This window comes from Clavibacter sp. A6099 (assembly GCF_021919125.1).
Lineage (GTDB): Bacteria > Actinomycetota > Actinomycetes > Actinomycetales > Microbacteriaceae > Clavibacter > Clavibacter seminis.
Window position 1 is genome coordinate 2,109,605 of record NZ_CP083439.1, and the last position, 12,350, is coordinate 2,121,954.

General features: G+C 74.8%; 12 protein-coding genes. 7 read left to right on the forward strand and 5 right to left on the reverse strand.

Annotated features, from left to right (window positions below):
- Nucleotides 1-6: 6 nt before the first annotated feature.
- Together KYT88_RS09965 and KYT88_RS09970 are read left to right on the forward strand one after the other, a co-directional pair.
- Nucleotides 7-657: a hypothetical protein gene (locus KYT88_RS09965; RefSeq protein WP_043586397.1), complete on the forward strand. Its 651-nt coding sequence runs from the start codon at nt 7-9 to the stop codon at nt 655-657.
- 210 nt (nt 658-867) lie between these two features.
- On the forward strand, nt 868-2,322 hold the full coding sequence (locus KYT88_RS09970; RefSeq protein WP_051629353.1) for an amidohydrolase family protein: 1,455 nt from the start codon (nt 868-870) through the stop codon (nt 2,320-2,322).
- An 18-nt stretch (nt 2,323-2,340) separates the two neighbouring features.
- On the opposite strand, the gene KYT88_RS09975 is transcribed toward KYT88_RS09970, so the two are convergent.
- From KYT88_RS09975 to KYT88_RS09985, 3 genes are all read right to left on the reverse strand, one after another.
- Entirely contained in the window at nt 2,341-3,030 is a 690-nt protein-coding gene (locus KYT88_RS09975) for a response regulator transcription factor (RefSeq protein ID WP_255719751.1), read from the reverse strand.
- Nucleotides 3,027-4,466 carry a sensor histidine kinase gene (locus tag KYT88_RS09980; protein ID WP_051629352.1) on the reverse strand — a complete coding sequence of 480 codons (1,440 nt, stop codon included), beginning with the start codon at nt 4,464-4,466 and terminating at the stop codon, nt 3,027-3,029. The genes KYT88_RS09975 and KYT88_RS09980 overlap by 4 nt, the downstream gene beginning before the upstream one ends.
- Nucleotides 4,467-4,578: 112 nt before the next feature.
- Nucleotides 4,579-4,947 carry a hypothetical protein gene (locus tag KYT88_RS09985; protein WP_043586396.1) on the reverse strand — a complete coding sequence of 123 codons (369 nt, stop codon included), beginning with the start codon at nt 4,945-4,947 and terminating at the stop codon, nt 4,579-4,581.
- A 56-nt stretch (nt 4,948-5,003) separates the two neighbouring features.
- Here KYT88_RS09985 and KYT88_RS09990 point away from each other — a divergent pair, with 56 nt between their 5' ends.
- On the forward strand, nt 5,004-5,627 hold the full coding sequence (locus KYT88_RS09990; RefSeq protein ID WP_051629351.1) for a nucleotidyltransferase family protein: 624 nt from the start codon (nt 5,004-5,006) through the stop codon (nt 5,625-5,627).
- A gap of 19 nt (nt 5,628-5,646) precedes the next feature.
- On the opposite strand, the gene KYT88_RS09995 is transcribed toward KYT88_RS09990, so the two are convergent.
- Both KYT88_RS09995 and KYT88_RS10000 read right to left on the reverse strand, forming a co-directional pair.
- On the reverse strand, nt 5,647-6,180 hold the full coding sequence (locus tag KYT88_RS09995; RefSeq protein ID WP_043586395.1) for an iron-sulfur cluster scaffold-like protein: 534 nt from the start codon (nt 6,178-6,180) through the stop codon (nt 5,647-5,649).
- Nucleotides 6,177-7,988 carry a gamma-glutamyltransferase family protein gene (locus tag KYT88_RS10000; RefSeq protein WP_043586393.1) on the reverse strand — a complete coding sequence of 604 codons (1,812 nt, stop codon included), beginning with the start codon at nt 7,986-7,988 and terminating at the stop codon, nt 6,177-6,179. The genes KYT88_RS09995 and KYT88_RS10000 overlap by 4 nt, the downstream gene beginning before the upstream one ends.
- 100 nt (nt 7,989-8,088) lie before the next feature.
- Here KYT88_RS10000 and KYT88_RS10005 point away from each other — a divergent pair, with 100 nt between their 5' ends.
- From KYT88_RS10005 to KYT88_RS10020, 4 genes are all read left to right on the forward strand, one after another.
- Nucleotides 8,089-9,528, forward strand: a complete 1,440-nt coding sequence (locus KYT88_RS10005) for an MFS transporter (protein ID WP_043586391.1) — start codon at nt 8,089-8,091, stop codon at nt 9,526-9,528.
- A 97-nt stretch (nt 9,529-9,625) separates the two neighbouring features.
- Nucleotides 9,626-10,654, forward strand: a complete 1,029-nt coding sequence (locus tag KYT88_RS10010; RefSeq protein WP_043586389.1) for an LLM class flavin-dependent oxidoreductase — start codon at nt 9,626-9,628, stop codon at nt 10,652-10,654.
- 112 nt (nt 10,655-10,766) lie between these two features.
- Nucleotides 10,767-11,582 (forward strand): SGNH/GDSL hydrolase family protein, encoded by an 816-nt coding sequence (locus KYT88_RS10015; protein ID WP_043586387.1) that lies wholly within the window; start codon nt 10,767-10,769, stop codon nt 11,580-11,582.
- Nucleotides 11,579-12,271, forward strand: coding sequence for an NAD(P)H-hydrate epimerase (locus KYT88_RS10020; RefSeq protein ID WP_043586385.1), 693 nt, complete (start codon nt 11,579-11,581; stop codon nt 12,269-12,271). Before KYT88_RS10015 ends, KYT88_RS10020 begins: the two co-directional genes overlap by 4 nt.
- Nucleotides 12,272-12,350 lie beyond the last annotated feature (79 nt).

Genomic DNA, 12,350 nt, shown 5'->3' on the forward strand with positions numbered 1-12,350 from the left:
CCGCGCATGACGACCCCGACGCCCTCCCCGCGTGGGCGCGTGTGGCGCGCCCGCCGGTTCGCCGATCGACACCCCGGCGTGCCCGCCCTGGGCGTCGCCGCGGCCTACGCGGGCATCATGATCTACTCGCGCGCCGCGTTCGGGCACGAGGTGAGCGTCGAGCGCATCCTCGCGACGCTCACCACGGGCGCGCTCGGGGGCATCGTCCTGACGCTCGTCCTCCGCCGACGGCGACGCGGAGGCCCTCCTCTCCTCCGCTGGATCGACGTCTCCGAGGCGATCGACGACGGACGCCTGCCCGCCGACGCCGAAGAGGACGCGGACTCCTGGCGGTTCCTCCTGCTCCGCCGCCGCGAGGTGCACGACCAGCTCGGCGGGCCGTGGGCGGTGCTCGTCACGACCGTGGTCCTCGGCGGCACGATCGCGCTCGGCGCGCTGGGCGGTCCGCCGTACGCCTGGACGCTGCCGGCGGTCGTCGCCGCGATGGTCGCGGGCATGGCCGTGGTCCGCCGACACCGGGTCGCGGAGATCGACGCGCTCCTCCAGCCGCTGCTCGACCAGGACCGCGCCCCCGAGGCACCGGCCGCTGCGGGCGCGAGCGACGCCGACTCGGGCTCGGCCTCGGCCACCGGCCCCGGACGACGCCCGCCGACCTGACCTGGCCGAGAAGGGTCACCGCTTCCTGAGCGCCGCCGTCGGGCGCGGCGTGTCGGAGCGCGCGCCCCGTCCCGAGGTCGACGATCGACCGGGTTCCCGATCCCGTGCGACTCGACGCCGCGCCACCGCAGGATCCGGCCCCCGCGTGACGCCCTCGGGCTCCCGCCGTCCAGCACCGCCGCGCACCAGCCGAGCGAACGGATCCCCCGCATGAGCGAACCCCGGACCACCGACCACCCCGCATCGCCCATCACAGACTCCCGCCGGGCCGTCCACCGCGGCCACGTCCTCCACATCACGGGATCCCCGCTGGTGCAGGACGCCCGCCGCCACCTCGTCTCCGTGCCCGACGGCGCGCTCGCGGTCGACGACGCCGGCCGCATCGCGTGGGTCGGCCCGTTCCGCGACCTGCCCGCCGCCTTCGCCGACGCGCCCGTGCACGGCGACGCCTCCGACTTCCTGATCCCCGGCTTCGTCGACGCGCACGTGCACTTCCCGCAGACCTACACGACGAGCGCGCACGGCGGCGGCCAGCTCCTCGAGTGGCTCGACACGTGCGTGTTCCCGTCCGAGGCGCGCCTCGAGGACGAGGGCTTCGCGCGCATGATCGCCGCCGACTTCACGCGCCGCCGCATCATGGCGGGCACGACGAGCGCGCTCGTGTTCGGATCCGCGTTCCCGCACGCGCAGGACGCCCTGTTCGAGGCCTCCCGCGACGCGGGGCTGCGGCTCGTCAGCGGCCGCGGGATCCAGACGGTCGGCTCCGGCCCCGCGACCCCGCTCCTCACCTCGGAGGAGGACGCGATCGCGCTGTCGTGCGCGGAGATCGACCGCTGGCACGCCGTCGACACGGGCGACGCGACGACGGCGACGCTGCAGGTCGCGATCGTCCCGCGCTTCAGCCTCTCGGTCACGCCCACGACGCTCCGCGGGCTCGGCGAGCTGTACGACGTGGCCCGAGGCGAGGGCGTGCACTTCCACTCGCACCTCAACGAGAACGACCGACCGGGCACGGGCGAGATCGCCGCCGTCCGCGAGGTCTTCGGCACCGACACCTACCTCGACACCTACGACGGGCTCTTCCTGCCCGGGTCCGAGCGCGGCGGATCCAGCCTCCTCGGCCGCCGCAGCGTCTTCGCGCACGCGGTGCACTGCCAGGACTCCGAGCTCGCGCGGCTCGCCGAGACGGGCAGCAGCATCGCGCACTGCCCGACGTCGCAGCAGTTCCTGGGCTCGGGCACGATGCCGTGGCGGCGGACGGTGGCGTCGGGCGTGAACGTGGCGATCGGATCCGACGTCGGTGCCGGCGACGAGTGGCTCGTCTCCCGCGTGCTCAACGACGCGTTCAAGGTGCACCTGTCGGAGCCGGGCGACGCGGGCGTGGAGATCGACGCCGCCGAGCTCCTCTTCACCGGCACGCTCGCGGGCGCCCGCGCGCTCGACATGGAGGAGCGCTACGGCAACCTCGACGTGGGCAAGGACGCCGACTTCCTGACGATCACGCCCGACCGCTGGGAGCCGCTCGCCCTCACGCTCGCCCACGGCATCCGCGCGGACGACGACGAGCGCGCCACCGACCAGATCCTGTTCACCCTCCTGATGGGGCTGCGCGAGCCGGCCATCGCGGGCGTGCACGTGCAGGGGCGGCGGGTGTCGGCGGGCTGACGTCGCCCGCGACCGTCGTCAGGAGGTCAGCAGCCGGTTCTCGTAGGCGTGGACGACGATCTGCGCGCGGCTCCGGAGGTCGAGCTTCGCGAGGATGCTGCTGACGTGGGTCTTCACGGTCGTCTCGCTGATGGAGGCGGCCGCCGCGATCTCGGCGTTGCGCAGCCCCTTCGCGGCGAGCAGGAAGACCTCGCGCTCCCGCGGGGACAGCACCTGGAGGGCGCGCTGGGGCTGCGTCGTCGCGGAGGGGCGCGCGTGCTCCGCCACGAGGTGGGTCAGCGGCATCGGAGCGGCGTCCCCCGAGTGCACCGCGCGGATCGTCTCGAGCAGCGTCTCCGGTGTCGCGTCCTTCGTGATGAACGCGCTCGCCCCGTGCCGCATCGACTGGAACAGGGCCTCCTGCTGCTGGAACGTGGTGAGGATCACGACCCGCGGCCGCGAGTCCGGCGCCCCCTCGACGGCGTCGGGATCGTCGCGGGTGATCCGATGCGTCGCCTCGATCCCGCTCATCACGGGCATGCGGATGTCCATGAGCACGATGTCGGGCCGCGTCGACGTCACGAGGTCGACGGCCTGCCGCCCGTCGGTCGCCGAGCCGACGAGCTCCAGGTCGGGCTGCGACTCGATGAGCATGCGGATCCCGTAGATGAAGAGCCGCTGGTCGTCGACGATGACGATGCGGATGCGGCGCGGGGCCTGGTCGCTCACGCCGCGTCCTCCGCCCGGTCGTCGCGGGGACCGTCGCCGGCCGAGGAATCCGGACCGCCGTCCGCCGAGCCCCCCACAGGAGCACCAGCCGCCTCAGCCGCGTCCCGCGCCTCCGCGTCCCGCGGCTCCGCCGGACGCAGCCCGTCCATCGGGTGCTCGCCGTACGTCGGCAGGAACGCCGTCACCAGGTGGCCGTCCGTGGCGTCGCCCTCCTCGGGATCCGTGCGCTCCGCCGTGAGCCAGCCTCCCGCGAGCCGCGCCCGCTCCTGCATGCTGCCGACGCCGAAGCCGCCGCGCGCGCGGGCCGGCGGCAGCTTCGTGGCCGGCTCGGGCTCCGGCTCGGATCCGCGGCTGCGGATGGTCAGGGCGAGACCCGGCCCCTCCCACACGAACGAGACGTCCACGGTCGCGGTCCCGCGCGTGTGCTTGAGCGCGTTCGTCAGGCTCTCCTGCACGATCCGGTAGACGCTGAGCTGCTGCGACGGCGTGAGCCCACCCGGCCTGCCGGTCGTGCGCAGGTCCACGCGCATCCCGGTCGCCGCCATGCCCCGGATCAGCGCGGGCAGGTCGGCGAGGTTCGGCTGCGGGCGGTGGCTGTCATCGGTGAGCTCCTCGATGAGGCCGCGGAGGTCGAGCAGCGCCGACCGGGCCGTCCCGGCGATCTCGCGCAGCGCCTCCTCCGTCGTCTCCGGCCGGGTCTCGCGCAGGAACCGGGACCCGTCGGCGACGGCGACCACCACGGCGAGCGAGTGCGCCAGCACGTCGTGCACCTCCTGCGCGATGCCGCTGCGCTCCTGCGCGAGCCGGAGCTCGACGCCCGCGACCTCGAGGTCCGCCTCGGCGACCTCGAGCCGCTCGCGGACCCGCAGGCCACGGCTGCCGAGCTGCAGGACGCTGCCCAGGGCGAGCGCGGTGAGGTAGAGGAACGCAGCGACGCCCGAGAGGATCAGGGCCCACTGGAGCGCGATGCCGCCCCGGCCGATGACCGTCTCGCCGTATCGGGTCCACGACGGCCAGCGACCGCCCGACGCGAGCGCGAAGCCCACGCAGGCCGCCTGCAGGATCCCGACGGCTGCGGCCGCGATGCGGATCGCAGCCCCGGCCGACAGGCCCACGGCGAAGGCCACGAACACCGCCGCGCCCGCGATGGGCCAGGACGTCGACTCGAGCGGGGCGACGAGCCGCTGGAGCGGTGTCACGCCCGCGGCGCCGAGCATCTGCAGGAACGGCACGACCACGATGATCCCGAGCGCCCAGCGCGGAGCCACCCGCGCGACGGCCATCGCGAGCGAGTAGAGGCCGAGCATGACGTAGAAGCCGAGGTTCCCGAGGCCCGTGTTCCGGCCGATCTCCGCGATGACCCAGAGCACGAGGAACACGGATCCGGCGACGGGCTCGAGCAGCGGCCGGAGGCGGGAGAGGTGGCGGGGGCGCATGCCCTCACGCTAGGGGTGGGGGTGCCGCGGATCCGAGGCCGGGCGACCGTCTTCATCCGAAGGGACGAGGCCCCGGCCGCTCACCCGGGGTCGGCACGGGGACGCACGGGGATCAGCCGCGGACGAGCGCCGACGACGGCTCGTGGTCGCGACGGCGGACAGCCGCGGCGATGAGACCCGCCGTGCCCGCGATCAGACCGATGACGAAGGTGGCGACGCCGCCGATGACGCCCATGAGCACGATCCCGAACGCGCCCGCGGACGCGTCCGGCTGCCCGGCGACGTCCCGCGTCGCCCACGCGGCGAGCACGGCCAGACCCAGGGCGAGGACGAGCGCGACGATCGTGGTCCCGACGAGGTACCAGCCCCAGCCGGCGCCGCGCGCCTTCGCGACGACGAGCACGACGGCGGCGACGATCACGAGCACCGGCACGCCGAGCGTCAGGGTGAGGGCGAGCGCGAACGCGGTGTCGGGATCCATGGATCGAGCGTAGGCCGGGCGGTGTGCGACGGCGAGGGCGCTCCTAGCATGGGCGGATGGCGGGAGCACATGGCGCGGACGACGACGGGCGAGCGGGCCAGCGCATCGCGGGCGTCGTGCTCGCCGCCGGCGCGGGCACCCGGTTCGGCGGCCCCAAGGCGCTCGCGACGCATCCCGACGGCACGCCGTGGCTCGCGACCGCGATCCGCGCGCTCGCCGATGCCGGCTGCTCCCCCGTGCTGGTCGTGATCGGCGCGCGGGCCGACGAGGCGGCGGCGGTGATCGGCACGCTCCCCGAGACCGCCAGCGCGGTCGTCGTGCGCGCCGACGACTGGGCCGACGGCATGTCCGCCTCCCTGCGCGCGGCGCTCCGTGCCGCGGATGCCCTGGATCCGCCGCCCGTCGCGCTGGCCGTCGTCCCGGTCGACGTGCCCGACCTCGACGCGGCGACCGTCCGGCGCGTGCTCGAAGCCGGACCCACGCATCCGGCGACCCTCCGGCAGGCCGTCTTCCGCGGCCGGCCCGGGCACCCAGCGCTGATCGGCCGCGACCACTGGGCGCCGCTGGCCTCATCCGTGCGCGGCGACGAGGGGGCGCGCCGCTACCTGGCCGCCCACGACGCGCGGCTCGTCGAAGCCGCCGACCTCAGCACGGGCGCGGACGTCGACCGGCGGATCTGACGGCGCACCGCATCCCGCCTCAGCGCGCCAGCGCCTCCTCCAGCGCGTGCCAGGCGAGCAGCGCGCACGTGCCGCGGAGCGGGTAGCGGCCGGAGTCGGCGAGGGCGAACGCGTCGCCGAGCCGGTCCTCCGCGCCGGGCAGGAGCTCGTGGGAGCGGATCAGGGCACGGAGCTCGACGACGAGCGCCGAGGCCTCCGTGGCCGTGCGTCCCTCGACGAGCTCGGCGAGCATCGACGCGGACGCCTGCGAGACCGTGCAGCCGCGGCCGTGCCAGCGGACGGCGATGCGCGCGGCGGGATCCACGGCCGCGGCCGCGTCGACGGGCGGGTGCGCGGGATCCACCGCGAGCACCCGGAGGTCCACGACGTCGCCGCAGGTCGCGTTCCGCTGCTCCGAGGAGCCGAGCACGACGCCCGCCGACGGCGTCGCGGCGTCCGGTTCCGCGACGAACCGGCCGGGCGCCGAGGCCGCCCGCAGCGCCGCGTCGCTCCCGACGCGGCGCCGGGCGTGGTCCGCGATGAGCGCCGACGCGATCTGCCGATCCAGCGTCATCGCCCGACCGCGTACCCCTGCGCCCCGCGCGGGTTGGCCGCCGCGCCCAGGAGGCCGGTGGCGGGATCCCGCGTCACGGCAGAGAGCCGCCCCAGCGTCCAGTCGCCGACCACCTCCACCTCATGCCCGCGGGCGCGGAGGTCGGCGATGACGTCGTCGCCCACGCGCCCCTCGACCACGAGGCCGCCGGGCGTCCAGGTGCGCGGCCAGAAGGATCCGGGGACGCTCGTCGTGTGGAACGTGGGCGCGTCCACGGCCTGCTGCGGAGCGAAGCCGCCGACGATCGTGCGCAGCAGGTACGGCAGCTGCCACTGGTCCTGCTGGTCGCCGCCGGGCGAGCCGAGCGCCTCGACGGGTTCGCCGTCGCGCGTGATCAGCGTGGGCGTCAGCGTCGTGCGCGGCCGGCGACCCGGCACGAGCGACGACGGGCCGCCGGGCTCGAGCCACGTCATCTGCAGGCGCGTGCCGAGGCAGAAGCCGAGCGACGGGATGAACGGGGACGACTGGAGCCAGCCGCCGGAGGGTGTGGCGGAGATCATGTTGCCCCACCGGTCGGCGATGTCGAGGTGGCAGGTGTCGCCGCGGGTCTCGCCCGTGCGCGAGACGGTGGGCTCGCCCGTGCCGCCGGCGGATGCGGGCGCGTCGCCCTCCACGACGAACGGCGGCAGGAAGGGCTCCACTCCGTCGACGCGTCCGGGGCGCAGCTCGTGCGACGCCTCGTCGGTGATGAGCGCGCGCCGCTCGGCCGCGTACTCCGCGCTGAGCAGCACGTCGAGGGGCGCGCCGCCCGGCACGGCGTCGCCGTAGTAGGCCTCGCGGTCGGCCAGCGCGAGCTTCTGCGCCTCGATGATGCGGTGGATCCCCGCGGCCGTCGCCGGGTCGATCTCGTCGTCCGTGAACCCGTCGAGGATCATGAGCGCCTGCAGCAGCGCCGGGCCCTGGCCCCACGCGTCCGTCTTCCAGATGCGGAGGCCGCGGAACCCGATTGACACCGCGTCCTCCCACGATGCGCGCGACCCGGCGAGGTCCTCGGCGGCGATCAGGCCGGCGTGGTCGGCGCCCGTCGAGTGCCGGTGCGGATCCCGCGCGCTCGCGACCATCTCCTCCGCGACGAAGCCCTCCGCCCAGACGGTGCGGGCGGCCTCGATGCGCGCCTCGCGCGTCGCGTGCGGGCCGACCGCGGTCGACGCCTCGGCGAGGATCCGCTCCATCGCCGCCGCCCACGCCGGGTTGCGCACGAGCGACCCGGCGACGGGCGCCTCCCCGTCCGGCATCCAGAACGCGGCCGACGTGGACCAGTGGTCGCGGAACAGGTCGCCGACGCCCGCGATGGTGCGGCGGACGCTCTCGAGCACGGGGTGCCCGTCGCGCGCGTACTCGATCGCGAAGGCCCACGCGTCGGCGAGCTCCCACGTGCCGTGGTCGCGCAGCAGCAGCAGCCAGGCGTCGACGGCGGCGGGGACGGCCGCGGCGAGGGCGCCCGCGCCGGGCACGCGGTCGAGGCCCTCGGCGCGGAAGCGCTCGGGGGTCGCGGCGGCGGGCGCGGATCCCTGCCCCATGAGCAGCTTCGGCGCCGCGTCACCCGCGACGTGCACGACGGCCGTCATGTCGCCGCCCGGCCCGTTGAGGTGCGGCTCGACCACGTGCAGCACGAACGCGGCGGCCACCGCGGCGTCGAACGCGTTCCCGCCGCGCTCCAGCACGGCCTGCCCGGTGCCGGACGCGAGCCAGTGGGTCGAGGCGCTCATGCCGAACGTGCCGCGGAGCGTGGGTCGGGTGGTGAATGCGTCGGGCGCGCGGAACGTCACAGAGGGTCCTTCCGGTGGGGATCCCAGTCGACCACATCGATCGCGTGTCGCGGGAATGCCGTCGGCCTCCCGGCCGTTCACCGTTCGACCCGGGAGGCTCATGACTGACACCACTGGCGTCGGATTCCGATCCGAGCGCGGCCCGATCCTCATCGCCCTGATGATGACGACGGGCCTCGTGGCCATCGACTCGACCATCCTCGCCACCGCGGTGCCGTCCATCGTGGACGACCTCGGCGGCTTCGCCTCGTTCCCGTGGCTGTTCTCCATCTACCTGCTCGCGCAGGCGGTGTCGGTGCCGCTGTACGCGAAGCTCAGCGACACCGTGGGGCGCAAGCCGATCATCCTCGTCGGCATCGGCCTGTTCCTCGTGGGATCCGTGCTGTGCGGGTTCGCGTGGAGCATGCCCGCGCTCATCGCGGCCCGCGCGATCCAGGGCCTCGGCGCCGGTGCGGTGGCGCCCATGGCGATCACGATCGCGGGCGACATCTACACGGTCGCCGAGCGCGCGAAGACGCAGGGCTACCTGGCGAGCGTCTGGGCCGTCTCCAGCGTCGTCGGCCCCACCCTCGGCGGCGTCTTCTCCGAGTTCACGACCTGGCGCTGGATCTTCTTCGTCAACGTCCCGCTGTGCCTCCTCGCCGGGTGGATGATCATCCGCCGCTTCCACGAGTCCATCGAGCGCACGAAGCACCGCGTCGACTACGCCGGCGCCGCGCTCCTCACGGTGGGCCTCAGCCTCCTGATCCTGGCGGTCCTCGAGGGCGGCCAGGCCTGGGCGTGGGACTCCGTGCCCAGCGTCGGCGCGTTCGCGGTCGGCGCCGTGCTGATCGTCGCGTTCCTGCTGGTGGAGCGCCGCGCGGCCGAGCCCGTGCTGCCGCTCTGGGTGTTCTCCCGGCGCCTGCTGCTCACGACGACGCTCGTCTCGCTCGGCGTCGGCGCGATCCTCATCGGCCTCACCTCCTACGTGCCCACCTACCTCGAGGGCTCGCTCCGCGTCACGCCGCTCGTCTCCGGCCTCGCGCTCGCGGCGCTCACGATCGGCTGGCCCATCTCGGCGTCGCTGTCGGGCCGGCTCTACCTCCGCATCGGGTTCCGCCGCACCGTGCTCATCGGCATGGCGCTCACCATCGTGGGCACCGGATCCATCGCGCTGCTCGCCGGCACGCCCACGCTCGTCGGGATCGCCGCCGGCTGCTTCGTGGTCGGCCTCGGGCTCGGCCTCGTCGCGACGCCCAGCCTGATCGGCGCGCAGTCGAGCGTCGGCTGGGGCGAGCGCGGGGTCGTCACGGGCGCGAACCTCTTCGCGCGGTCGATCGGCAGCGCCGTGGGCGTCGCCGTCTTCGGCGCGATCGCCAACGCGATCTTCGCCGCGTCGGCCGGCGGGCAGCGGGATCCGGACGCCGTGATCGCCGCGTCCGGCGCCGTCTTCCTCGCTGTCGGCGTGTGCGCGCTGGCGACGGTCGTCGCGGGCCTGCTGATGCCGGAGTCGCGCGTCGAGGACACCGAGCTCGCGCGCGCCGAGCCCGTCGTCGACTGACCCGCCGCGCCGCGCGCGCGATTCGCGGGAATGCCGACCCCGCCCCTACAGTTGACTCGAATGCATACGTTCGCATGGATCAGGGAAGCAGGGCAGCATGGCGCAGGAGATCGAGCTCGGACTGGACACGTTCGGGGACGTCACGGTCGGACCGGACGGCCGCGAGCTGCCCTACGCCGAGGTGATCCGCAACGTCGTCGCCGAGGGCGTGCTGGCCGACCAGGTCGGCATCGACTTCATCGGCCTCGGTGAGCACCACCGCGACGACTACGCGATCTCCTCCCCCGAGGTCGCGCTCGCCGCCATCGCCGCGAAGACCTCGCGCATCCGCCTCGGCTCCGCGGTCACCGTGCTCAGCTCGGACGACCCGGTGCGCGTCTTCCAGCGCTTCGCCACGCTCGACGCCGTCTCGGACGGGCGTGCCGAGGTCATCCTCGGCCGCGGATCCTTCACCGAGTCGTTCCCGCTCTTCGGCTACGAGCTGAGCGACTACGAGCGCCTCTTCGAGGAGAAGCTCGGCCTCTTCGCCGAGCTCGTGAAGGAGACGCCCGTCACCTGGAGCGGCTCGACGCGCGCCGGCCTCACCGAGCACGACGTGTTCCCGAAGACGGCGAACGGCATCACGACCTGGGTCGGCGTCGGCGGCAGCCCCGAGTCGGTCGTGCGCGCCGCCCGCCACGGCTTCCCGCTCATGCTCGCGATCATCGGCGGCGAGCCGCACCGCTTCGCGCCCTACGCCGACCTGTTCGCGCGCGCCCTCGACCAGCTCGAGCAGCCGCGGCTGCCCGTCGGGATCCACTCGCCCGGCTACGTCGGCGAGACCGACGCAGAGGCGCGCGAGGCCTTCTTCCCCGACTACCAGGTGATGCACGCGCGCATCGGCAAGGACCGCGGCTGGCCGCCCCTCGCCCGCGCCTCCTACGAGCAGGAGATCGAGCACGGCTCGCTGTACGTCGGATCCCCCGAGACCGTCGCCCGCAAGATCGCCGCGACCCTGAAGGCCGTGGGCGCCACGCGCTTCGACCTCAAGTACAGCGCTGGCCCGTTCTCGCACGAGCGGATGATGGGCGGGATCGAGCGCTACGGCACGATCGTGGCGCCCATGGTCCGCGACATCCTGGCCTGATCCGCCCTCCCGGCACCCCTCATCCGCCGTCGCGGTGGAAGGGGTGCCCGTGCGCGGGATATCCTGCGATCGTCCCCATTCCGGGGCGTCGCGATGAACAGGACGGGCTGCGATGACCGGCGCACCGCCCTCCGATGCCGAACCGGGTCGCGATGACGCCGCGGACCCGTCCGACGCCTGGGCGGCCCAGCCCGTGCAGGGCTCCCGGGTGCTCTCCGCCGGGCCGCTCGCGTCGCTCCGGTCGGCCACGATCGGACGGCTCCAGTACCGCGTCCTCTACCGCGAGATGCGCAGCGCCACCTTCCCCCGCGACTCCCCCACCGGCTCGCTGCCCGGCCCGGATCCCTTCGGCCTCGCCGTCGTGGGCGAGGGCACCGCGGTCGGCTACCAGACCGTGTCGCACGACCTCGGCGTCGCCGGGCAGGTCGCGCACAAGCTCGCCGCCCGCACCGGCCGCGGCGTCTTCTGGTCCGTGCAGGCGTTCCCCGACTTCACCGTGCGCTCCTGGCGCGCCGGCCTCGACGCGTTCCCCGCCTGGGCGAGCACCGACGTGGCCGTCCTCGCCCTGGGCATCGGCGACGCCATCCGCTACACCCCGACGCCGCTCTGGGAGTCGCTGCTCGACGCGTGCATCGCGGGCATGCAGGCGCGCATGCCCGAGGGCGCGCTCGTGCTCGTGACGGAGGTCCCGCCGCTCGAGATCTCGCCCGTCACGCCCCCGCTGATCGCCGGTCCCGTCGGACGCCACGCCGACGCGCTCAACCGCAGCACCCGCCGGGTCGTCGCGCGGCACGAGCGGGCCGAGAGCGTGCCCTTCCCGGCCTGGCGGATCCCCGAGTTCACGGCGCCGAACCCGGAGGACACCCTGTACGGCCGCGTCTACCGGGCGTGGGCGGAGCTGCTGGTGGAGCGGATCGCGCCGTCGTGACCGATCCCGTCTCGCTCGCCGACGGCTACGCGGCCGCCGACATCCGCGCCGCCGAGGCGCCGCTGCTGGCGGCCGGGGCGCAGCTCATGCGCGTCGCGGCCGCCGGTCTCGCCCGCGTGTGCCGCGCCGAGGTGCCCGCGGGCGCGGTGCTCGTGCTGGTCGGCGCGGGGAACAACGGCGGCGACGCGCTGCTGGCCGCGGCCGAGCTGGCGCGCGAGGGCCGCGAGGTAGGCGTCATCCGGACGGCCGGGCGCATCCACGAGGCCGGCGCCGCACAGGCGGTCGCGGCCGGCGTGCCCATCACCTCCGCGGACGAGCTGGACGACGCGACCCTCGCGGACATCGCACGCTCGTCGGCGCTCGTCGTGGACGGGATCCTCGGCATCGGCACCACCGACAGCCCTGCTCTCCGCGGCGAGGGCCGCCGGGTCGTCGCCGCGCTGCTGCCCGTCGTGACCGCCGAGGGCGATCCCGCCGTGATCGCCTGCGACATCCCGAGCGGCGTCGGCTGCGACGACGGCCAGGTGCCGGACCCCACCGTGCTGCCCGCGGACGTCACGGTCACGTTCGGCGCGGGCAAGCCCGGCCTGTTGCGGGGCCCCGGCCGCGCGCTCGCGGGCCGCGTGGAGCTGGTCGACGTCGGGCTCGACCTCTCGGACGCGACCCCGCTGGTGCGCGCCGCACGCTGACGACGCGCCCGGGCCGGCGTTTGTCCCCGATAGCGCCGACTTCACCCGACGCTCCCCCTGCGGAAGAGTCGAGGCAGGC